The 21,695-nt window shown below is 73.1% G+C and carries 18 protein-coding genes; 13 read left to right on the top strand and 5 right to left on the bottom strand.

What is annotated here, in order from left to right; all coding sequences use genetic code 11:
• Positions 1-12: 12 nt before the first annotated feature.
• Complete coding sequence (locus STRAU_RS09385; protein WP_016640034.1) at positions 13-759, top strand: TetR/AcrR family transcriptional regulator; 747 nt, start codon at positions 13-15, stop codon at positions 757-759.
• Here the strand turns inward: STRAU_RS09385 and STRAU_RS09380 are convergent.
• Positions 756-1,697, bottom strand: a complete 942-nt coding sequence (locus tag STRAU_RS09380; RefSeq protein WP_016640033.1) for a helix-turn-helix transcriptional regulator — start codon at positions 1,695-1,697, stop codon at positions 756-758. The two genes, STRAU_RS09385 and STRAU_RS09380, sit on opposite strands and share 4 nt — an antisense overlap.
• A gap of 100 nt (positions 1,698-1,797) precedes the next feature.
• On the opposite strand from STRAU_RS09380, the gene STRAU_RS09375 reads away from it, so the two are divergent.
• Together STRAU_RS09375 and STRAU_RS09370 are read left to right on the top strand one after the other, a co-directional pair.
• On the top strand, positions 1,798-3,048 hold the full coding sequence (locus STRAU_RS09375; protein ID WP_037658387.1) for an ATP-grasp domain-containing protein: 1,251 nt from the start codon (positions 1,798-1,800) through the stop codon (positions 3,046-3,048).
• On the top strand, positions 3,045-4,289 hold the full coding sequence (locus STRAU_RS09370) for an MFS transporter (protein WP_016640031.1): 1,245 nt from the start codon (positions 3,045-3,047) through the stop codon (positions 4,287-4,289). Before STRAU_RS09375 ends, STRAU_RS09370 begins: the two co-directional genes overlap by 4 nt.
• A 19-nt stretch (positions 4,290-4,308) precedes the next feature.
• Here STRAU_RS09370 and STRAU_RS09365 read toward each other — a convergent pair whose 3' ends face one another.
• Complete coding sequence (locus STRAU_RS09365; RefSeq protein WP_016640030.1) at positions 4,309-5,028, bottom strand: SDR family NAD(P)-dependent oxidoreductase; 720 nt, start codon at positions 5,026-5,028, stop codon at positions 4,309-4,311.
• 70 nt (positions 5,029-5,098) lie between these two features.
• On the opposite strand from STRAU_RS09365, the gene STRAU_RS09360 reads away from it, so the two are divergent.
• Positions 5,099-5,698, top strand: a complete 600-nt coding sequence (locus STRAU_RS09360) for a MarR family winged helix-turn-helix transcriptional regulator (protein WP_016640029.1) — start codon at positions 5,099-5,101, stop codon at positions 5,696-5,698.
• A gap of 39 nt (positions 5,699-5,737) precedes the next feature.
• Here STRAU_RS09360 and STRAU_RS09355 read toward each other — a convergent pair whose 3' ends face one another.
• Both STRAU_RS09355 and STRAU_RS09350 read right to left on the bottom strand, forming a co-directional pair.
• Entirely contained in the window at positions 5,738-8,662 is a 2,925-nt protein-coding gene (locus STRAU_RS09355; protein WP_016640028.1) for an FAD-binding and (Fe-S)-binding domain-containing protein, read from the bottom strand.
• Positions 8,663-8,763: 101 nt separating this feature from the next.
• Positions 8,764-9,930, bottom strand: coding sequence for a pyridoxal-phosphate-dependent aminotransferase family protein (locus STRAU_RS09350; protein WP_016640027.1), 1,167 nt, complete (start codon positions 9,928-9,930; stop codon positions 8,764-8,766).
• Positions 9,931-10,028: 98 nt separating this feature from the next.
• Between STRAU_RS09350 and STRAU_RS09345 the strand changes: the two genes are divergently transcribed.
• The 4 genes from STRAU_RS09345 to STRAU_RS38945 all read left to right on the top strand — a co-directional run bounded on the left by STRAU_RS09345 (position 10,029) and on the right by STRAU_RS38945 (position 14,439).
• On the top strand, positions 10,029-10,805 hold the full coding sequence (locus STRAU_RS09345; RefSeq protein ID WP_016640026.1) for an IclR family transcriptional regulator: 777 nt from the start codon (positions 10,029-10,031) through the stop codon (positions 10,803-10,805).
• 187 nt (positions 10,806-10,992) lie between these two features.
• On the top strand, positions 10,993-12,345 hold the full coding sequence (locus tag STRAU_RS09340; RefSeq protein WP_016640025.1) for an SLC13 family permease: 1,353 nt from the start codon (positions 10,993-10,995) through the stop codon (positions 12,343-12,345).
• Between the two features lie 293 nt (positions 12,346-12,638).
• A complete protein-coding gene (locus STRAU_RS09335) occupies positions 12,639-13,547 on the top strand; it encodes a sigma-70 RNA polymerase sigma factor region 4 domain-containing protein (protein WP_016640024.1) in 909 nt (302 codons plus the stop codon).
• Positions 13,531-14,439, top strand: coding sequence for a hypothetical protein (locus STRAU_RS38945; protein ID WP_016640023.1), 909 nt, complete (start codon positions 13,531-13,533; stop codon positions 14,437-14,439). Before STRAU_RS09335 ends, STRAU_RS38945 begins: the two co-directional genes overlap by 17 nt.
• A gap of 86 nt (positions 14,440-14,525) precedes the next feature.
• Here the strand turns inward: STRAU_RS38945 and STRAU_RS09325 are convergent, their stop codons facing one another.
• The gene (locus STRAU_RS09325) at positions 14,526-15,317 is read right to left on the bottom strand and encodes an MBL fold metallo-hydrolase (RefSeq protein WP_016640022.1); all 792 of its coding nucleotides are present in this window, start codon (positions 15,315-15,317) and stop codon (positions 14,526-14,528) included.
• Positions 15,318-15,396: 79 nt separating this feature from the next.
• Here STRAU_RS09325 and STRAU_RS09320 point away from each other — a divergent pair, with 79 nt between their 5' ends.
• The 5 genes from STRAU_RS09320 to STRAU_RS09300 all read left to right on the top strand — a co-directional run bounded on the left by STRAU_RS09320 (position 15,397) and on the right by STRAU_RS09300 (position 21,673).
• Positions 15,397-16,014 carry a CGNR zinc finger domain-containing protein gene (locus STRAU_RS09320; RefSeq protein WP_016640021.1) on the top strand — a complete coding sequence of 206 codons (618 nt, stop codon included), beginning with the start codon at positions 15,397-15,399 and terminating at the stop codon, positions 16,012-16,014.
• A gap of 185 nt (positions 16,015-16,199) precedes the next feature.
• Positions 16,200-16,499 (top strand): CU044_2847 family protein, encoded by a 300-nt coding sequence (locus STRAU_RS09315; protein WP_016640020.1) that lies wholly within the window; start codon positions 16,200-16,202, stop codon positions 16,497-16,499.
• Positions 16,500-16,506: 7 nt separating this feature from the next.
• On the top strand, positions 16,507-17,439 hold the full coding sequence (locus STRAU_RS09310) for a S1 family peptidase (protein ID WP_016640019.1): 933 nt from the start codon (positions 16,507-16,509) through the stop codon (positions 17,437-17,439).
• Positions 17,436-17,648: a hypothetical protein gene (locus STRAU_RS09305; RefSeq protein WP_016640018.1), complete on the top strand. Its 213-nt coding sequence runs from the start codon at positions 17,436-17,438 to the stop codon at positions 17,646-17,648. The genes STRAU_RS09310 and STRAU_RS09305 overlap by 4 nt, the downstream gene beginning before the upstream one ends.
• Positions 17,649-17,653: 5 nt before the next feature.
• Positions 17,654-21,673 carry a CHAT domain-containing protein gene (locus STRAU_RS09300; RefSeq protein WP_016640017.1) on the top strand — a complete coding sequence of 1,340 codons (4,020 nt, stop codon included), beginning with the start codon at positions 17,654-17,656 and terminating at the stop codon, positions 21,671-21,673.
• The last annotated feature ends 22 nt before the right edge of the window (positions 21,674-21,695 follow it).

Here is a 21,695-nt window from a genome sequence, read left to right as displayed (position 1 = left end):
CGGGAACGGGTCATGAGCGGCAGCAGTGAGCAGTGGAGAGTCACCCTGAACGAGACGGGCACCGACACGAGTACGGGAACGAAGGCCAGGTCGGACGCCGGGCCGGTGGGACGCGAGGCCGCACCCGACCTCAAGCGGACGGGCGGGGCGGCCGTCACCGACGGCCGCCGTGCCAAGGGCGAGCGTCGTCGCCGAGCACTGATCGAGGCGACGGTGCGTGTCATCGCGCGTGACGGCGCCGCGGGCGTCACGCATCGCACGGTGGCCCGCGAGGCGGAGCTGCCGACGACCGCGACCACGTACTACTTCAGCAGCATCGACGCACTCCTGACGGCGGCGCTGACCCAGTGCATGGAGGAGGACTCCGCGCGCATCGAGGCGCTGGTCGACGCGCCGGACGACGGTGTCGACAAGCGCCGGTCACTGGCGCGGCTGATGGCGGGGCTCCTGACGCCGCCGGGGCATCTGCTGGCCGAGTTCGAGCTGTGCCTGCTCGCGGCGCGCCGCCCGGAGCAGCGCGCCGCGACCCGCCGCTGGAAGGACGCTCTCGCCGCCTTCGCCCGCGCGTTCACGGACGACCCGCTGCGCGTCAAGCTCTTCACGCACGCCTACGACGGCCTGCTCCTCCAGGCGCTGCTCGACGACGCGGCGCCCACGGCGGACGAGTTCGAGGCACTGCTGCGGGAGCTGCTGCCGGATCCCGCCGGGGGCGGTGACTCCGCCGGGAGTGGTGACTCCGCCGGGGGCAACAGCTCCTAGGAGGACCCCACCGCCGCCGTGAAGCGCGCCGCCACCTCCGCCACCGCCGCCCGGAGCTCCGGCCCGCCCTCGACGCGGAACCCGAACGGCATCCTCACCAGCCACTCCTGCACGTACCACGCCGGGTCGCTGGTACTGCCGACCAGCAGGCACCCGTCGCCCGACTCCTCCAGTCGCCCCATGGGGGGCCTGACCCACCGCGCCACCTCGGACAGGGGGGCGTCGAACAGCACGCGGGTGGGGTACTCCCGGCCGGTGCCCAGGCTCTCCTCCAGCGCCGCCACCGGGTCGAGTGCGTCGGGCGGGTCGAAGGCGCGGGTCGTCTCATGGACCGCGCCGATCCGGTCGACCCGGTAGGTGCGGACCGCGTCCGCGCGATGTGAGCGGCACAAGAGGTACCAGCGCCCGTGGCGGACGACCACCGCCCAGGGGTCCACGTCCTTCTCCGACTCCTTGCCCGTCTCACTCCGATACGCGACCCGCACGCTCCGTCGGGCCGCGGACGCCGCGACCAGTGCGCCGGTGACGGCCGGATCGGGCCGGACCGAGTTCGGGTCGGGTGCGGCCGACGCGTGGTGGCGCAGCGTCGCCGCCTGCCGGCCGACCTTCTCCGGCAGCGCCCGGACGACCTTGCTCAGGGCGTTTCCCACGAGTTCGTCGGCGTCGTCGAGCGCCGCCATGACCAGCGCCAGTGCCTCCGGTTCGGTGAAGACCACCGGCGGCAGCCTCGTCCCGCGCCCCAGCCGGTACCCGCCGTAGGGGCCCCGGGTCGACTCGACCGGGATGCCCGCCTCCCGCAGGATCCCGATGTACCGGCGCGCGGCCCGCTCCGTGACACCCAGCGACGCGGCGAGCTCGTCCGCGGTCGCGCCGGGACGGGTCTGGAGGATCTCCATGGTGCGCAGAGCCCTTGCGGTGGGGCTGAGTTCGGTCGGCACACGAGCAGATTAGGTGGTCACCCCCTGTACCGGAAGCAGATTGTCCGGAACCGGTCGTAGCGTGAGGCGCCATCCCACCGCACGGAAGAGGGAACTGATCGTGAGAGAGGGAGTCACGCCTCGCGTCCTGATCGTCGGCGGCGAGCTCGGACATGTGCGCAAGGCCCGGGAGCTCGGACTGGACGTGGTTCACGTCCAGTTCCCCGACCAGTACGACCGCGGCCACTGGCCCTACGTCGAGCAGGCGCTGCTGCTCGACTACGGCGACGTCGAGCGGCTCCTGCCGCCGGCCAGGGCGCTGCACGAGGCGTACCCGTTCCAGGCGGCCGTATCGCTGTTCGAGCTCGGGCTGCTGCCGGCGGCGCGGATCAACGAGGCGCTGGGCCTCGGCGGCGAGTCCGTCGCCACCGTGGAACTGCTGCGCGACAAGTGGCGGATGCGCCGGCACCTGGCCGCGAAGGGCATCAGCCCGGTGGCCGCCGCGATCGGCCGCCGCACGCGGGACGTACGGGAGTTCGCCGAGGCGCACGGGCTCCCGGTCGTCGTCAAGCCGGTCCGCGAATCGGGCAGCCTGGGAGTGTTCCGCGTCCGGAACGCAGCCGACGTGGACGCCGTCGCCGAACGGTTCCGGTCCCTCGACGACGGGCACTGGGCGGCCGGGGACCTGTCCGGTGCCGGCTCCTTCGACGAGTTCCTCATGGAGGAGTTCCTGGACGGCCCGGAGATCAGCGTGGAGACCCTGACCTTCGACGGCCGGCATGTCGTCGTCGCGGTGACCGACAAGGAGTGCGGCGGCCCCGGGTTCGTCGAGCTCGGACACGCGCAGCCCAGCGGCTGCTCGGCCGCGACGCTGCGCGAGGTCAGGCACCTGGTGACGGACTTCCTCGACGCGGTGGGGCTGCGCGACGGGCCGGGGCACACCGAGGTCAAGCTGACCTCGCGCGGCCCGCGCATCGTCGAGTCGCACAACCGCGTCGGCGGTGACCGGATCAACGAACTGACCGAGATCGCCTACGGCGTCGACATGGAGCGTTACGCGCTGGGCGCCGGGCTCGGCGTGGTGGAACCGCTGACCACGTCGCCCGCGCCCCGGGGCGGAGCGGCCGTCCGGTTCCTCACGCCGGAGCCCGGCCGGGTCGTGGCGGTGAGCGGTGTCGACGCCGTGCGCGCGGACCCGGCGTGCGTGGACCTCCGGTTGACGGTGCGGCCGGGCTCCCAGGTGCCACCGCTGACCTGGAACGAGGACAAGGTCGGTCACGTCGTCGCCCGCGGCGCCACCGCCACCGAAGCGGTCGCCCACAGCAGGCGGCTTGCCGCGGCGATCCGCATACGCACCGAGCCCGTCGCGTGAGCACCGCACCGCCGACCCGGTCGGACCTCGACGAGCAGCGATTCCGCGACGCGCTGCGCGGCCTGCCCGCCCGGGTGTGGATCATCAGTCTCGGCATCCTGGTCAACCAGGTCGGCAACTTCCTGCCCGTGTTCATCGTGCTCTATCTGACCGAGCGCGGCCATTCCGCCGGTGCCGCGGGGCTCGTGCTCGGCGCCTCCGGTGTCGGCAAGGTGCTCGGCAACGCCGTCGGCGGCCACCTCGCCGACAGGATCGGCCGGCGATGGACCATCGTGCTGTCCACCCTGACCACCGCGGGGCTGACGGCGATCGTGCCGTTCCTCGGACCGTTGCCGGTCATCGTCGCCGTGGTCGGTCTCATCGGCGTGACGTCGCAGATCTACCGGCCGGCCGCGGCCGCGGTGCTGCTGGACTCCGTGGCGGCGACGAACCAGCAACGGCTGGCCGCCTTCGGGGTGTTCCGGTTCGCGATGAACGTGGGCGCCGCCCTGGGCGGCGTCATCGGCGGTGTGCTGGCCGGCACTTCCTATGTGGGCCTCTTCCTGGGCAATGCCGCCGCGTGCCTGCTGTTCGGCGTGGTCGTGGGGGTGCTGCTGCGGGACGCTCCCAAGGCACGGCCCGACCGGGGCGACGCGGCCGCGGGGGCGGTCCGGGCGGTGGGATATCGGCAGGTGCTCGCCGACCGCACGCTGATGCGGTTCCTGCTCATGACCGTGGTCGCCGAGTTCGTCTACATCCAGTCCACCGTCGGCCTGCCCCTGCACGTCAGCGAGGTGGGTCTGAGCCCGGGTGACTTCGGTCTCCTCATCGGGCTCAACGGCCTGCTGGTATTGGTCCTCGAACTGCCCATCACCGGCGCGGTCGCCCGGTACCGGCCGGAGCGCGTGCTGGCCGTCGGCAACCTGATCACCGGCGTCGGTCTCGCGCTGACCGGGTTCGCGACCGGCATGGTCCCGCTGGCGGCGACAGTGCTGATGTGGACGCTCGGCGAGATGATGACGAGCACCATCTCCCAGGCGTACCTGGGAAGTCTGGCTCCGCCGCACATGGTCGGCCGCTACCAGGGGCTGCACGGCGTCGCGTACACGGCCGGTACGGGCGCCGGGCCGCTCATCGGCGGTGCCGTGTACGCGATCGGCCCCTGGGCGCTGTGGACCCTGATCGCCGCGGCCGGGCTGCTGTCCGCCCGGCTCAGCCATCCCGTTGCCGCCGGTCGAAGGAGCCCTCCTCGTCCTCGGTGAAGCCGCCCGGCGGCGTGTCTCAACGCGTGGCGCGCGCCCCTCCGTTGACGTGCAGCACCTGGCCGGTGATGTGACGGGCCGCCGGGGAAGCGAGGAAGGCGACGGTGCCCGCGATGTCGGAGGGCACGCCGGCACGGCCGGTCGCGGTGGCCGCCACGAGCTGCTCGCGCCGCTCGTCCGGGAGCTGGTCGCGGAAGAACTCGGTGTCGGCGATGTAGCCGGGCGCGACGACGTTGGCCGTGATGCCGCGGCGGCCGAGCGCGTGCGCCAGGTCGATGTTCCAGTTGGCCAGGCCCGCCTTGGCGGCGCCGTAGGAACCGGCCGCCTGCTCGGCGGCGATCGAACCGATGTGGACGACGGCGCCGCCGGCGGCGAGCCGGTCCTCCACCGCCTTCGTGGTGAGCGCGGCGCTGACCAGGTTGGCGTCGAGGTTGGCGCGGAAGTCCCGGGCGTAGGAGGCCAGGTCCGTCTTGCCGTCGGCGTCGAACGCGATGTTCCCGCCCGCGTTGTTCACCAGGACGTCGATGCGCTCGGGCAGGTCGTCGAGGAGGCGGGTGAGCGCCGCGGGGTCCGTGTGGTCGCAGATCGCGGTGCCGACGCCGATCTCGGCGGCCGTCTCCTTGAGCGGGCCGGGGCGGCGGCCGGTGACGGTCACGCGCTCGCCCTCGGCCGCGAAGTGCCGCGCGATCGCGCGGCCGATGCCCGTGCCGCCGCCGGTGACCAGGATGGTGCGTGCCATATGCTGAGCTCCGAATCAGATCCGTTTAGGGCTAAATTTAGACCTCAATGTAACACTCGGGAGGGCCACGATGGCAAGGGATCCGCAGCCGGGACGGGACGACGACGGCCGCGACGGCGCACGTACCCCGCAGCACCCCGCGCCCGCCCACTCCGCGCGGGAGATCGCCGCCGCGTGGGAGCGCGAGCGCCCCGGCACGCCGGTCTCCTCGATCGGGATCGTCACGCCGATCTGGCAGTTGGCCAAGCTGTTCGGCGACGACCGCCGCCGGGTCCTCGCCCGCGCCGGGGTGGACACCGCCACGCTCGACCTGCTGAGCGTGCTGCGCCGCAGCGGTCCGCCGTACGCCCTCAGCACCCGCGAACTCGGCCACCGGTCGCTGGTGACGGCGGGCGCCGTCTCGCAGCGCGTCGCCCGCGCCGAACAGGAGGGCCTGGTGACCCGGGAGGCGACCGGGGGCCGCCCGCGCACGGTGCTCGTCACCCTGACGCCGGCCGGGCACGACCTCGTCGAGGCCACCGTCGACCAAGTGCTGCACCGCGAGGCCGGCCTGGTCGCCGGCCTCACGCCCGAGCAGCAGACCCGGCTCACCGAACTGCTGCACGTCCTGCTCACGGACGTACAGCACCGCATGGGCGACGACCGGCTCAGCCAGGTCGGCGGGGAGTGAGGCGGGCGCGCCCTGCCCCGCCCTCAGCCGGGGGCCCGCTCACAGCGCCTCGCGCACCAACTGCACCGGATGCCAGGCGTTCCGTTCCGTGCCGTGGAAGATCTGCTGGCGGCACGACGCGCCCGTGGCGACGACGACGGTGCCCTCGGACGCGGCGCGCACCGCGGGGAACAGCCGGTCCTCCCCCACGGTCATCGACACGTCGTAGTGCTCGGACTCGAAGCCGAAGGAACCCGCCATGCCGCAGCAGCCCGCGTCGAGTTCCTTCACCTCGACACCCGGGATGCGGCGCAGCAGGGCGACGGTCGCCGCGGTGCCGACCTCGGCCTTCTGGTGGCAGTGGCCGTGGAACAGCAGTGTGCGGCCGCTGAGCCAGGAGTCCTCGCGCAGCGTGAGGCCGCCGTCGTCGATGGCCTCGGTGAGCAGTTCCTCCAGCTGGCGGACGCGGCCCGTGACGGCCTCGCGGGCCGAGTCGAGCGGCAGCAGGGCCTTGTGCTCGTCGCGCAGCGTCATCAGGCAGGACGGTTCGCACCCGGTGACGGGGGCGTCGGGAGGTGTGGTCTCCGTGATGCGGTGGACCAGTTGGAACGCCTTGTCGCTCGCCTCGTCGAGGAGCCCCTTCGACAGCGCGGCGCGGCCGCAGCAGCCGCCGCTCTCCAACTGCACGGCCCAGCCCGCGCGTTCGAGCAGTTCCACGGCGGCCCGGCCGATCTCCGGTTCGGTGTACGTGGTGAAGGAGTCGGCGAGCATGACGACCGTGCCCCGGGGTGCCGCGACGACGGCGGCCGGGCGGCGGTTGAACCAGCGCACCAGGTTGCGGCGGACGTAGCGCGGCAAGGGGCGGTGCGGGGTGATGCCGACGGTGCGGTGGAGCAGGCGGCGCAGCAGGGGGATGCGGCCGGGCAGGTTGGACAGGGGTGCGGTGGCCGAGCCGAGGCGGTTGAGTCCGCGGATGGCGCCGAAGATCCGGGAGCGCAGCGGTATGCCGTGCTCGTCGTGGTGGTGGGCGAGCGCCTCCGCCTTCAGCGAGGCCATGTCCACGCCGAGCGGGCACTCGCTCTTGCACGCCTTGCACATCAGGCACAGGTCGAGGACCTCGTGCAGCCGCTCGTCGCCGAGCGCCTGGTGCGGATCGGGTTCGGAGAGGGCCTTGACGAGGGCGCCCGCGCGGCCGCGCGTGGAGTCCTCCTCGTTGCGGGTCGCCATGTAGGAGGGGCACATCACGCCGGTCTCGCTCTTGCGGCACAGGCCGATGTTCATGCAGCGGTCCGCGGCCGCCCGCATGCCGCCCGAGACCTCGAAGTCGAGCCGGGTGCGCAGGCCCGGCGCGGGCGGCAGCGCGGGGTCGCGCAGGTGCTCGGTCATCGCGGGCGCGTCGACGATCTTGCCGGGGTTCAGCCGGTTGTCCGGGTCGAAGAGGCCCTTCACGCGCCGCATCGCCTCGTACAGCTCGTCGCCGAACAGCTCGCGGTTGAACTCGCTGCGGGCGAGACCGTCCCCGTGCTCGCTGGAGTTGACGCCGCCGTACTCGGTGACCAGGTCCTTGATCTCCTCGGCGACCTCGCGCATGGTCTGCCGCTGCGCGGGGTCGGTGACGTCGAGGAAGGGGCGGATGTGCAGACAGCCCACCGAGCAGTGGCCGTAGAACCCGGCGGTGAGGCCGTGGCGGTCCAGGACCTTCTTCAGCCTGTTGGTGTACGCGGGCAGATGGACCGGGTCGACGGCGGTGTCCTCGATGAACGCCAGCGGCCGGCGCGTGCCCTCGCTGGCGGCCATGAGCAGGCCGAGGCTGGACTTGCGGACCTTCATCAGGGCGGTCTGGTCGGCCTGGGTGATCGCGGCGAGGGTGTGGTAGCCGTGGCCGTGCCGCTGCCACAGCTTCTTCAACCGCTCGACGCTGCCGATGAGTTCGCGTTCGTCGTCGCCGGTGAAGGAGACGAAAAGGAGCGCGTCCGGGTCGCCTTCGAGGACGGTGCCCAGCGAGGCGTACTCGATCTTCTGGCGGGACAGGTCGAGGATCGTGCGGTCCATCAGCTCGACGGCGGCCGGGTCGCAGGCGAGGGCGTCCTGGGTGGCCTCGATGGCCCCGGCCACCGAGGTGAAGTGGCCGACGGCGAACACGGTGTGCGCCGGTTTCGGTACGAGGTCCACGAGGGCGCGCGTAGTGATGGCGAGGGTGCCCTCGGAGCCGACCAGGAACTTCGCCAGGTCGAACGGCGTGTCCTCGCGGGCGAGCCGGTCCAGGCGGTAGCCGCCGGCCCGCCGCCAGTGGCCGGGGTAACCGGCGGCGATGGCGTCGGCGTGCGCGGCGACGAGCGCGGGCAGTTCGCGGTGGATGCGGCCGTCGAGGCCGGTGCCGCGGGCGCGGTCGGCGTGTTCGCGGGCGGTCAGGGGCGCGAGGTGGGCGGTGCTCGCGTCGGCGAGGACGACGTCGAGGGCGCGTACGTGGTCGATGGTCATGCCGTACCGCAGTGAGCCGCTGCCCGCCGAGTTGTTGCCGACCATGCCGCCGATGGTGGCGCGGTTGCTCGTGGAGGTGTCGGGGCCGAACATCAGGCCGTGCGGGGCGGCGGCGCGGTTCAACTGGTCCTGGACGACGCCCGGTTCGACCAGGGCGGTGCGGCCGTCGGGTTCGAGGGCGACGATGCGCCGCATGTGCCGGGACAGGTCGAGGACGATGCCCGGCCCGGTGGTCTGCCCCGCGAGGCTCGTCCCCGCGCCGCGCGGCACGACGGACACGCCGTGCTCGGCGGCGGCTGCCACGGCCGCCCGCACGTCCTCGGCGTGCCGGGGGAAGACGACGCCGAGGGGCGTGATGGCGTACATGCTGGCGTCGCGGGCGAAGAGATGGCGGCTGTAGTCGTCGAAGGCGACCTCGCCGTCGAGGTCGGCGCGCAGCCGCCGCGCGAGGTCGCCGCCGACCTCGCCGTGTTCGACTTCCGTGGACTCCGTGCTGATGGTCATGCGACACGCTCCTGGGGTGCTGAAGGGGCGTACGGGAGCTGAAAGGACGTACAGGAAAGGCGAGTTGAGGGGCCGCCTGCTCGGCGGGAGCCGAGGTGGCGTCAGTTCGTGCGGAGGTGGTCGAGCGCTGCCGCGAGTCCGTCCGGGCCGACGGAGTGCCCGGCGAGTTCGAGCCCCATCTGCACGCCCGCGAGAGTCCCGGCGAGCGTGAGGTCGTTGAAGTGGCCGAGGTGGCCGATGCGGAAGACCTTCCCCGCGAGCCGCCCGAGGCCCGTGCCGAGCGACATGTCGAACCGTTCGAGGACGATCTTCCGTACGGCGTCGGCGTCCCGGCCGTCCGGCAGCAGCACGGCGGTGAGCGAACCGGAGTACTCGCGCTCGTCGGCGCACAGCACGTCGAGCCCCCAGCCGCGCACGGCGGCCCGGGTGGCGGCGGCGTGCCGGGCGTGCCGGGCCCAGACCTGTTCGAGGCCCTCCTCGGCGAGCATGCGCAGGGCCTCGTCGAGGCCGTACAGCAGGTTGGTTGCCGGGGTGTAGGGGAAGAACCCGGCCTCGTTCGCGTCGATGACCGGCGTCCAGTCCCAGAAGGACCTGGGCAGTCGGGCGGCACGGGAGGCATCGAGCGCCTTCTCGCTGACGGCGTTGAAGCCGAGGCCGGGCGGCAGCATCAGTCCCTTCTGGGAGCCGGTGACGGTCACGTCGACACCCCAGGCGTCGTGCCGGTACTCCAGGGAGCCCAGCGAGGAGACCGTGTCGACCAGGAGCAGGGCGGGGTGGTCCGCCGCGTCGAGCGCGGCGCGGATCTCCGGGACGCGGCTGGTGACGCCGGTGGACGTCTCGTTGTGCACCACGCACACGGCCTTGATCCGGTGGGCGATGTCGGCGTCGAGGCGCTCGGCGGCGGCCTCGGGCGAGGCACCGTGCCGCCAGTCGCCGGGCACGAACTCCACCTCCAGGCCGAGGGATTGGGCCATCTCGCGCCAGAGCGAGGCGAAGTGCCCGGTCTCGAAGCAGAGCACGCGGTCGCCCGGACTGAGCGTGTTCACCAGCGCCGCCTCCCAGGCGCCGGTGCCCGACGAGGGATAGACGACGACCGGTCCCGAGGTGCCGAACACCGGCTTCAGCGCGTCGAGTACGCGGCGGGCGAGGTCCGCGAACTCGGGTCCGCGGTGGTCGAGGGTGGGGGCGGACATGGCGCGAAGGACCCGGTCGGGGACGTTCGTCGGTCCGGGGATCTGGAGGAAGTGGCGGCCGGTCCTGAAGGTCATTGCGCGGATCTCCCCTCCACGCTTGTGCCGTCATACGGCACAGCGTATCGTGATGCGGCACGGTGGAGCATAGGGCTCACACCTGGAGGGGGTCAACGGTGCAGAACGTCCTCAACACCCTGCGCGTGCTCGAAGAGTTGGCGGCCCGCCAGCCGATCGGCGTCGCCGAGCTGGCCCGCGCCATGGAGCTGCCGAAGAGCACCGTCCAGCGGGCACTCGGCACCCTGCACACGGCGGGCTGGATCAGGCCGACCGGCGCCACGCCCACCCGCTGGACGCTCACCACCAAGGCGCTGCTCATCGGGCGGCAGGCCACCGGCGAGCTGGGCCTGCGGGACGTGGCGGTACCGGTGATGGAGGAGCTGCGCCGGGAGGTGGACGAGACCGTGCACCTGGCCGTGCCGGAGGGCGAGCGCGTCGTGCTCGTCGAGCGCCTGGAGACCACCCAGCCGGTACGGATCGTGCTGCCGCTCGGCCAGAACCTGTCCGGCCACGCGTCCGCCAACGGCAAGGCGATCCTGGCCGCCCGCACCCCCGACGCCGTCGAACGCTATCTCACCCAGGAGTTGACGCGCTTCACGGCGACGACGATCGACGACGCGGCCGCGCTGCGCGCCGAACTCGACGCGGTCCGCGCCCGGGGCTACGCCCTCAACCAGGGCGAATGGCGCGAGGACGTGTCCGCGGTGGCCGCGCCCGTGCTCGGTCCGGACGGCAGCCCGGTCGCCAGCGTCAGCATCAACATGCCCACCAGCCGCTGCGATCGCGACCGGCTCGACGCGCTGGGCGAGCATGTGCGCGCGGCGGCACGGGAGATCAGCGCGGCGCTCGGCTACGAGGCGCCGCGGGCGGCCCGAGCGGCCCGGGCGGACTGAGCCCGGCCGGGGTGAGTCCGGCCCTGCCCCTTGCGGGACCTGCCCCGCGTGCCCCACAACTCGGATGCGTCCACACCCCCTTGACGGGGCGTGACCGTCGTCACATACTCGCCAACGTTGCCTGGAGTTCCGCATCGCGGAACTTCAAGTCCACCCTGCGGACAGACCGAAGGCGAGGACGTGTCCCATGGCAGACCATCTCATCGCGATCGGCGCACTGGTGCTGATCTTCACCATCTCCACCTTCACCTCCGTCCACATGGGCGCGCTCGCGCTCGTCGCCGCCTTCGCCGTCGGCTCCTCGGTCGCCGGCGAGAGCGCCGACGACGTGTTCGGCGGCTTCCCCGGCGACCTCTTCGTCGTCCTTGTGGGCGTCACCTTCCTCTTCGCCATAGCGAAGAACAACGGCACCATCGAATGGCTCGTGCACGCCGCGACGCGTGCCGTCAGGGGCCGCATCGCGCTCATCCCCTGGGTCATGTTCCTCATCACGGCGGCGCTCACCGCGGTCGGCGCGGTCGTACCCGCGGCGGTCGGGGTCATCGCCCCCATCGGCATGAGCTTCTGCGCCCGCTACGGGATCAACCCGCTGCTCATGGGCCTGCTCGTCATCAACGGAGCGAGCGCGGGCGGCTTCTCACCGGCGAGCGTCTTCGGCAGCATCACCAACGGCGTCGTCGAACGCAACAACCTGCCGGGCAATCCCGGCCTGCTGTTCCTCATGTCGTTCCTGTTCAACGTCGCGCTCAGCGTGGTCGCGTACTTCCTGTTCGGAGGGCGGCATCTGCTCGGGCGGCGGGCGTCGGACACGGCGGAGGCGCCCGGCGGCCCCGACACCGGTTCCGTGGACACGGGCGGAGGCAGCCCCGCGTCCGCCGCCCCCTCCGCCCCTGCCGCCACCGCGACCGTCGCACCCGCAACCACCGAGGCCGTCGCCCTGCGCCTGGACCGTTCCCGCGCCCTGACCCTCCTCGGCCTGCTCGGCATGGTGGCCGGGGCGCTCTTCCTCGACTACAACGTCGGCCTGATGGCGTTCACCGTGGTCGTCGTACTCACCCTCGTCGACCCGGACGCGGCCCAGGGAGCGGTCGACCGCTGCGCCTGGTCGACGGTGCTGCTCGTCTGCGGTGTCGTCACCTTCGTCGGCGTGATGGAGCGCATGGGCACGATCGACTGGCTCGGCGACAGCGTCGCGAAGATCGACTCGCCGCTCCTGGGCGCCCTGTTGATCTGTCTGATCGGCGCCGTGGTCTCCGCGTTCGCCTCCACCACCGGCATCCTCGGCGCCCTGATCCCCCTGGCCGTACCGTTCTTGATGGACGGTCAGGTGGGCGCGGTCGGCCTGATCATCGCCCTCGCCGTCTCCTCCTCGGTGGTCGACTCCTCCCCGCTCTCCACGAGCGGCGCCCTGGTGACGGCCAACGCCCCCGAGGAGGTACGCCTCCAGGTGTTCGGCAGCCTCATGAAGTGGGGCATGTCCATGGCCCTGATCGCCCCCCTGGCGACGTGGGCGCTGTTCGTGGTGCCGGGCCAGGGCTGAGGGGGGGGCGGGACACGGGCGGCCGGTTCGGCGGTCCGTCAATGTTCCCGAACCGTTCGATCACGTCGCCGTCGGGCCGCGCGCGCCCCATGCTGGCTTGCAGTTCCTGGGATGGGGGGCGCCGGCAAGCGTCGCAGGAGCTGTTCCACGGACCAGGACGCACGACGATGACGTGAGTGAAGGAGCCTGATGCACAGGCCACAGACAAGCCCATGGGCGTACGGATTACGTACGTCCGCGCCCGGTGCCCCGGAGCGTACGGCAGGACGGGCCGGAGCCGGGGAGGGCGCTCGGTGAGCGCACAACCCGCACCGCAGGGCGCCCACCCCCAGCGCCCCGGCCGCAAGTTGGGGCCCATAGCCGAGGGCACCAAACCGGCCCACCGGGCCTGGCTGGAGCACCTGCGCGGCGCCTATCACGACAGCGGTCTGACGTTCATCCAGCTGGAGAAGGAGGCGAACTGGCCGCGCTCGAAGATATCCGAGCTCCTTCGCGCCATCGGCCGCTACCCCCGGTGGCAGATCACCCGGGACCTGCTGATCGCGCTGCGCCTGCCCGAGCCGGCGCTGGCGGACATCCGGGCCCAGTGGGTCCGCGCCGCCCGGGAGGCCGACAAGCGCCTCAACTGGATACACAAAGCCCTGGCCAAAGAGCGGGAACGCAGTCTGCGCGGCCACCGCCCCCCACTGGACTACCTCGCCTTCAGGGACACCCACCGCGCGCACTACACCGCCTACGCGGCCACGTTCCTGCGCCGGGCCTGCGAGGCGAAACAGTCCGTCGACGAAGTGTTCTACCTGCTGCTGATCCTCTGGCCGGACGCCCTGGCCAGCGAGCGTCCGGAGCGGTACGCGTGGAAGCTGCTGCGCCAGACCGTCATGGAACGCGCCCCGCACTGTGACGGCTTTCCCGCCCTCGCCGAGGCCGCGTTCGACACCCGCGCCCAGCGCGACGCCGCGGACCCGCTCGCCCAGATCGCCAAGACCTTCGACCTCTTCGACGCGATCCGCCGCCTGCCGCCCCTGCACCTCGACGTCATCGTGCTGCTGCACCTGCGCGGACTGCGGGACAGCGACGCCGCCGACGTCCTGGGCATCCCGTGCGCCACCGTCCGCGCGGCGGACCGGCACGCCAAACGCCATCTGACGGCAAATCTCCGCACCACCACCCAGGAGGGACACCCCGGTGACCTCACCGATTGACGCGCTGCTCGACGGCGCTCTGCTGCTCGACGACACCCCTACCCCCCACGACCCGGTGCCGCCCCAACGGGCCTTCACCGCGCCCCCGGCCGAGGCCGACGCCCTGGACCACACCGTCGCCCGGGCGGCCGACGGCGATCTACGGATCCTGTGCGAGGCCGTCGTGACCGCCAAGCCCCTGACCTCCGTGACCGACTTCCTCACCGAGTTCCTGCCGACCCCCTCGGGCGCGCTTGTCCTCGGCTGCATGCTGCAGCTCAACAACAGCGGCCACACCGCCCGCTTTCTGTGGCAGTACGCCGCCGGCGCCGGAGAGACAGCGGCGGCCTACTGCCTCTATCTCCACCACCTCACCCTCGGCGAGGCCAATGAGGCGGCCTGGTGGAAACAGCAGACCCCCGACGCCGCGCTGCCCGCCCCCGAGACCGAGGATCCTGTCCCACGCCGCGAACCCCGGCCCGCATGCGAAGAACCGCTGCTGAAACTGGAATGGCCCACGGACCCTCCCCACGTCAGCGTGGCCGCCACGCTGCGGATGCTGGGCATCCTCAGGATGAGCAGCCGAGCGAGGTTACGTTCCTGGCCGCCCGTCGTCCTCGCCGTCATGGAGTACGCCGCCGTGGCGGTGCGGTTCGTCGATGACGACGTCGAACTCCCCCTGCCCGTGGGCGGGTTCCACGACCGCGTCCTTCACCTGACCGCCCTGCCGGTGCACGCTCTTGATCCCGCGCCGTGCGCCGTCCCCGACCCCGACGAGCGCGACGAGCTCCCTCCCCGGCCCTCGCACCGTGCCCCCTGGCCGCCCGGGCCCTGGCAACACCCCACCTACCGGAAGCGCGGGCGCAACAACCGCGCCTACATCGTGGAGTACAAGCTCAAGTGCGGCGCGTGAGCAGCACACGAACGGCGCCCGCAGCCAGTGGCACCGGCTGCGGGCGCCTTCCGTGACCTCGGCGGTTCTTCTCCCCGATGTCGCCGTCAGCCGCGGTGGCCCAGGTCCAGGCGGTCGGTCAGGCCCGCGGCGGCGAAGGCGGCGACCAGTTCGTCACGGCCCTCGGTGAAGTGGGCCCAGCTGTCGTAGTGCAGGGGTACGACTCGGCGGGCGCCCAGGAGTTGGGCGGCCTCGGCGGCCCGGGCGCTGTCGAGGACTATGCACGCGCCGCCGAAGAGGGCGTCGAAACGGGGAGCTCCGGCGAAGAGGAGGGCCGTGTCCACGGGAGCGAAGCGCGCGGCTGTCTCCTTGACCAGGTCGAGCGAGGCGTTGTCGCCGCTGACGTAGACCGTGGGCAGGTCTTCCCCGGTGAGGACGAAGCCGACGACCTCGCCGAGAGCCGACTCGACCTCCTCGCGGGATCCGGGGCCGTGCAGGGCGGGGACACCGGTCACCGTGACCGTGCCGCCGCCGGGACGGTCCAGCTCGACCGACTCCCAGTCGGCCAGCCCCTTGGCCCGCCCGCCGAGGCGCCGCCCGCCGCCGGGGGTGGTGAGCGTGAGCGGGACGTCGGCCAGCAGGGCCCGCCCTGCGGTGTCGAGGTTGTCCGGGTGCTCGTCGTGGGAGAGCAGGACCACGTCGACGGGGCCGAGGTCGGCGGGGCTGCCCGCCGGGGGTGCCGTCTTGGTCAGCGACCCTCCCGGCACCTGGTAGTCACCGGGGGCGTCGAAGGTCGGGTCGGTCAGGAACCGCAGGCCGCCGTACTCGAAGAAGGCGGTCGGGCCGCCGAGTACGCGCACGGGAAACCGCTCACCGGTCGTTGTGCCGGAGGAAGTCATGGGTCACCAATCTCATGGATGGCGGGCTGATATCCGTGAGTGAACCGTAGCAGTTCTCACGCATGACGCGAGCTGTACCATGAGAATCATGAACGAGGCCATGGCCGCCGAGCCCCTGCCGCTGCCCGCTCCGGGCGCCGAGACGTACCCCGCCCTGGACTTCGCCAACAGCGCCGTCACCCTGCCCGGCGGGCGCCATGTCGACTTCCTCGGCACCCCGGCGGCGGCCGATCAGTGGCTCGCCGAGCACGGCCTCGCGCCCGCCGACGCCGGGCTGCAGGAGATGTGCACCGCACAGCTGCGTTCCCTGCGCGAACAGATCAGGTCCCTCCTGGCCAGCCGTGTCGCCGCGCTGCCCGCGCTGCCCGCCGCCCTGTCCGCCGTCAACGACGCGCTGATCAAGGCCCCGGCGGTCGCGCTCCTGCACTGGGACCAGAAGGACGGCCCCTACCGGGCGGCCCCGCACCCCACCACCCAGCTCCTCGACCACGCCCTGGCGGCCCTCGCCGACAACACCGCCGACCTGCTCACCGGCCCCGACGCCGAACGCCTCACCGCCTGCGGCTCCAGCCCCTGCAACCGCTACCTGCTCCGCCACGGCCGCCGCCACTGGTGCTCCACCCGCTGCGGCGACCGCGCCCGCGCGGCCCGCGCCTACGCCCGCCGCACCAGGGCCGACAGGGCCGAGGGCGACTGAGCGCCCCGCGACTTATCACCGAAGTCATCACGCGCGGGCCCACCCGTCGATACGCTTCACAGCGAAACAACGCACTGTCAACACCCGCTGTGCGGGCGGGACTTCCCGTGCGGTGAACGGTTGCGCTCCGCGCGCCGGTACACGCGCGGAGCGGGCACCGGTACACGGGGGAAGCGGGAAGCGCCATGACCCACGTCAGAGTCGAGACCGTCGCCCTCGACGCCGCCGGCAGCCGGCAGATCGCCAACAGGACGCGGACGACATCGCCGCTCGAAGGCCGCGCCGCCGAACTCGAGGAAGCCATCGTGCAGGCGTCGGCCATCGCGCAGGAGTCGCTGGCCCAGGTGCCCGCGCGCGACGGCTGGCGGATCGCCGGCATGGAGGTCACCTTCGGCCTCACCCTCACCGCCGAGGCCGGGGTCATCCTCTCCAAAGCCTCCGCCGAGGCGTCCTTCGAGGTCACCCTGACCGTGGAGCGGACGTAGGGCGCCGGTGACCTGCGGACCGTACTGGGTGGATCTGCACCGGGCCGAACAGCGGCTCGGCGGCGGCTTCCTGCTGACCAACTGGCTCGTGCTCACCGCGCTGCACTGTCTGCGCGGCCTCGCGCGGATCGACGAGCGGGTCGATGTCGTCCTCGATCAGCGGGTCGATGTCGTCCTCGCCGACGGCCGCCGCCTCGCGGCCCACGTCAGCAGGCTGGACGCGGAGGCGGACCTGGCGCTCGTCAGCATCACGTCGCCGCAGCGCGCGGCCCCGCAGATCCCGAAGTCGGGGCCCGCCCGGATCGGCGGCCGCTGGCGGGGCCCGTACCGCCCCGCGGCCAACGACGTGGAGCTCAGCGGGCGCATCGACACCAGGGCCGCCGCCTACCTGTGCGAGGGCGGCGGCGTCATCGAGGCGCTGCAGCTGTCGGCGGATCAAATCCTCGGCGACTACTCGGGCTACTCCGGCGGCCCGGTCGAGGACACGACGTCCACCGACGGCCACACCCCCGACCAGAACGGGAGCAAGCAGGACGCGGTGGTCGTCGGCATCCTCCTGGAGCAGGCGCCGGACCGGGCCGCGGCCGACCGCGCGGCCAACGTCCTCTTCGCGGCCACCATCGCGGAGGCGATGCGCCGCTTCAACTACCTGGACGTCGCCCACCTCGTCGACGTGCTGCGGCCGCCCCGCGACGTGGAGTCCGCGGGCGCGAGCGCCGTATCGCCGCAGCCCGCCCGGGGCGCCACAACCAACCCCGTGACCATTCCCGTGACCGACCCGGGGACCAACTCCATGGCCGCCAAGGCCGACGAGCTCCTGGAGACCATCCAGGAGTGGGCCGCGCAAGGCGTCATGGACGCGGCGCAGATCTCGGAGCTCACCTTCATGGTGGCGAAGCGGAAGATCCAGGCCGAGCTGGGCGAGGGCGGTGCCCCGTGACGGGTCAACTCAGGTTCGTACGAGGGCGGCACCGCTCGGAGCGGCTCTGGCGCCGCGCGCTGTCCCATGCGCGGGCCGCCGCGAGCGGCGACCTCGACGCCCAGGCCCGCCTCTTCGACGATCTGTCCCAGCTGCGCCGCTCCGCCTCCGCCCTCCACCCGGCCGCTCCGCCTCCGCCCTCCACCCGGCCACGGCCGCGCGCGACCTGACTCTCTTGATCTCGCTCCTGGACGCGCTCGGCCACCACGAAGCCGTCCGGTCCCTCCTCGACGACCTGGCGGCAGGCATCCTCCAGGACACGGTGCGGGTCAGCCACGACGCCGCGTGCCGCAACCAGCTGGCCGTGGTTCTGGCAGGCCGTGGCCAACTCACCGCGGCGGCCCGCCTGCTGGACGGCGTACGGTCCGCGGTCGGCGGCCCCGAGGCCACGGCGCTCAGGGCGCAGGCCCTGGCCAACACCGCCGCCGTCGCCCTGCGGCTCGGCGACATCTCGGCGGCGGCGGGTCATGCGCGCCAGGCACTCGACGCCCTCAACGCGGGGGCGGCCCCCGAGTCCCGCCACGACGTGCGCCTGCTGGCGCTGGCCGTCGGCACGGCGGCGGCCCGCGCGGTGGGCGAGGACGCCAGGGCCGACGCCCTTCTGGCCGAACTCGACACCTCTGTACGGGACTTGGTGCGCGAGCGCGGCAATGACCACCCCGCCTCCCTCTCGGCTCTCGTCACGCTGGCCTCCGCCGAATCCTCGTCGGCCCGCGCGGCGGGCGACCGCGAGCGCCTGGAACGGGCCACGGACGTCCTCGCCATCGCGGCCCAGAAGGCGTCGGCCCTGATGGGTCCCGAACACCCGCAGGCGATCTCCGCGACACTCGCCCTCGCGACAGCGGAGTACGAGTCCGCCGGCGGCTCCGGGTCCCCGCAGCGCGTCGACGACGCCAAGGAGCTGATGGCGGCGGCCGCCGAGCGGGCGGGGACGCTGCTGCGGGACACCGGCACAGCCGAGGCCCCCCGGGACGCCGGCACAGCCGAGAACCCCCAAGGCGCCGAAGGCACCGGGAACACCGAGGACGCCGCCCGAGGAGCCCACGGCCCCACCCCGCCCACTGACCCCGAGCCCGTGCCCGACCCCGACCCCGGCCCCGGCCCCGGCCCCGGCCCCGGCCCCGAGCCCACAGAAGCCGAACTCGCCCTGTCCCGCGAGCAGCTGCGCGGCACCCTCGCCCGTCTCCCCGCCGACGCCCCCAGGGCACCGGTCCTCCTTGGCCTCCTCGGGGAGCTGAGTCTCCACGACCACGTGTACGGCGGCGCGGGGGCCCATGACCTCCTCGAAGCCGCCGCGGCGTTCCAGGACGCCTTCCGCGCCCCGGCGGACACCGCGCACTGGCACCGCTGGCGCATCCTGTACGGGTACGTCAAAACCCTGCGGCACGAAGCGGAGACCACGGACGGCACCGAGCCGGTCCCGGAACTCCTCGACGAGGCCCTGGAGTTGCTCACCCACGGCCTGGCTGCCCTGCCCGCGGGCGACGACGGCCTGCGCGGGCTCGGCGTGCGGCTGCTCGCCCACTGCACCAGGAAGCGCTACGAGGAGTGCCGCGACCACCCCGGTCTGCGGGACGGGCTTCAGCTGCCGAATCTGCTCGACGAGGCCCTGCGCCACCACGACGCGGCGCTCGGTCTCGTACCGCCCCGCACGGCGGAAGCGGCCGACCTCATCGAAGCGATCGGTCAACTCCGCCTGGAGCGCCACCGCCTGCGCGACGCGACGGCCCCCGCGAGCGCGGCCACGTACCCCGACAGGGCATCGGGCACCACCTGGGAAGCCCTCGCCGCCATGGTGTACGCGTACGCCCTGATCTGGCGCAGCACCGGCGACGACGCCCACGCTGCCGTGGCCCACGCCGCGCTCGGCCCGCTCCTCGCCGAGCCCGACGCCCTGGACCGCCTGTCGCCGCGCGTCCTGGACACCCTCGGGCGGCTCGCACACAACCAGGGCAGGGTGGGCTCCGATCTCGGAGCGCTCGACCGCGCGATCAGCCTACTGAGCCACGCCGTGGACAAATGGCCGGACGCGCAGGAGGCCGAGCGCGGCGCGTCGGCCCTGCTCCTGATCCAACTGCGTCTAGACCGCCTCCAGACCCGTCGGCACACCGTCCACCCCGACTCGACCGCGAGCGCCATGCCCGAGCTCGAACTCGCCGCCGCCCTGCACGAACTGGCCCGTCACCTGATGGACGAACCGGACCTCCACGCCCTGCTCGCGGCGGCCGAATCCGATCCCCGTCTCGTCACCTCGCTCGCGGACAGCATGACGTCCACGGACCGGAAGCGGGATCCCGGCTTCGTACGCCTCAGCGCCGCACAGAACGCCGTGCTCCAGGCCCAGTCGTGCCTGCGCAGGGGCGATCTGCCGACCACGGACCGCTTCCTCGCCGAAGCGACCGGCATCCACGCCACGCTCGACTCCGACCACCCCGCGCGCGTGGAGATGTGGATGCTCCTGAGCCACACCGGACTCCTCCGCGACTCCCTCGCCCGCCGCCACGGCGAGGAGCCCAAGTCGCACCTGATCGCGCCGCCGCCGACCCCGGCCCAGATCCGCCGAGGCGCCGACCGCCTCTCCGGCGACCGGCGCACCGAACTGCTCGGCGAGGCGGGCGTCAGCCTCCTGCTCACCGGCGGCGAGGACCGCTTCACCGAGGCCGTGGAGCTCGTCCGCGAGGCGTACGACACCCTCGACACCCACCACCAGGGCTTCCCGCGCTTCGCCTACTACTTGGGCGCCGCGGAGTGCTTCCGGGGCACGACGCACTCCGACCCGCGCGCACGCAGGACCCACCTGGACCACGGCATCCGCGTCCTCGAGCACGCGGCCACCGCCACCCGCGACCCGCGCCACGACAGCTGGGGAAGCATCGCGCTCGCCCTGGCCCGCGCCTACCGCGCACGCGGACGGCACCCCCACGACCGGGAAGCGAGCCGCCGGACGGGGCTCGAGGCCGCGCACGCCCTGGCCACCGCCGCACCGTCCGCCGCCGGCCCGACTCCCCCGGCCGAGGACGAGACCACCGCGCAAGCCGTCTGGGCGGCCAGGGAGGTGGGCGCCTGGTGCCATGAGGACGGCGCGCTCACCGATCTCCTGGCCGCACTCGAACTGTGGCGCGCCCTGTCGGTGCCCACGGAACCGGCGGGTACGCCGCCGGCGCCCGAGGACATCGGCAGGGCCTTGCGCGCGTCGGGCAAGGACGCGCTGGTGTATCTGGCCCCGGCGACGGACGCGGCTCGCGGCGCCGCCCTCGTCGTCACCGCTTCCGGCCGGATGTACCAGGTTCAGCTGCCCGGACTCACCGAGGAGGCCCAGCCCCTCCTGGAGTACGCCCGCGACCCGTCGTCGCACTCCGAACTGTGCGCGTGGGCGGAGCAGGCCGCCATGGGCCCGGTCCTCGACTCACTCGCTCCCAGGGACCGTCCGCGTCGTCTCGTACTGGTACCGATGGGCGCCCTCGGCGCCGTCCCCTGGCATGCGGCGCGGCAGGACACCGGGCGCGCCAGGGGCAGCGACTGCCGGTATGCGTTCGAGTCCGCCGAGTTCTCGTACGCGGTGTCCGCCCGGGCACTGTGCGAAGCGGCGGGCAGCGAGCGCGCTCCCGGCCGCGGCCTGCCGCACGCGGCGGTTCCGGACGCGGCGGTTCCGGACGCGGCGGACAACCCGCGGGACGCGCTGTCCCTGCTGCGCGCCGCGAGTGCGGCCGACGGCGGCGTCCTGCATCTCGCCGGTCCCGCCGACTACCGCGAGGACCACCGGGGCGAACCCGAACTCGTCCTTCCCGGAGGAACGTTGACGATGGCGGCCGTCGCCGACGCCATCGGCGAGACCGGTCGCGGCGGCCCCGCCGCCGTGCTGGTCACCGACTGCCGCGGCAACGGCCCGACCCGCCACGACGAGGCGTCCCTGCGCCTCGCCGACGCGCTGCTGCGGGCGGGGGCGGGCGCGGTCGTCGCTCCGCTCTGGCCCGTGCCCGACGGCGCGACGGCGGCGCTCCTCTCCCTGACCCACCACTTCCTGCTCACCCACGGCGCCACACCCGCCGGTGCGCTGCGCATGGCCCAGTTGTGGATGCTGGACCCCGACCACAGGCCACCTCCTGGGCTGCCGCCGCGCCTCGCGGACCTCGTACGGCATCCGGGCACGGACGACCCCGCCCACTGGGCGGGATACGTCTGCTTCGGACCCTGACGGTGTGGCGCGCCCTGGCCTC

It is taken from the genome of Streptomyces aurantiacus JA 4570 (assembly GCF_000414115.1).
Taxonomy (GTDB): Bacteria; Actinomycetota; Actinomycetes; order Streptomycetales; family Streptomycetaceae; genus Streptomyces; species Streptomyces aurantiacus_A.
The sequence above is the reverse complement of the archived record's forward strand: the minus strand, read 5'-3'. Positions and strand labels throughout refer to the sequence as shown.

Coding starts and splice junctions, on each gene's coding strand:
- STRAU_RS09360 (WP_016640029.1), top strand. CDS start 5,099: ATGGCAAGGGATCCGCAGCCGGGACGGGACGACGACGGCCGCGACGGC.
- STRAU_RS09315 (WP_016640020.1), top strand. CDS start 16,200: ATGACCCACGTCAGAGTCGAGACCGTCGCCCTCGACGCCGCCGGCAGC.
- STRAU_RS09320 (WP_016640021.1), top strand. CDS start 15,397: ATGAGAATCATGAACGAGGCCATGGCCGCCGAGCCCCTGCCGCTGCCC.
- STRAU_RS09325 (WP_016640022.1), bottom strand. CDS start 15,317: ATGACTTCCTCCGGCACAACGACCGGTGAGCGGTTTCCCGTGCGCGTA.
- STRAU_RS09350 (WP_016640027.1), bottom strand. CDS start 9,930: ATGACCTTCAGGACCGGCCGCCACTTCCTCCAGATCCCCGGACCGACG.
- STRAU_RS09365 (WP_016640030.1), bottom strand. CDS start 5,028: ATGGCACGCACCATCCTGGTCACCGGCGGCGGCACGGGCATCGGCCGC.
- STRAU_RS09340 (WP_016640025.1), top strand. CDS start 10,993: ATGGCAGACCATCTCATCGCGATCGGCGCACTGGTGCTGATCTTCACC.
- STRAU_RS09355 (WP_016640028.1), bottom strand. CDS start 8,662: ATGACCATCAGCACGGAGTCCACGGAAGTCGAACACGGCGAGGTCGGC.
- STRAU_RS09385 (WP_016640034.1), top strand. CDS start 13: ATGAGCGGCAGCAGTGAGCAGTGGAGAGTCACCCTGAACGAGACGGGC.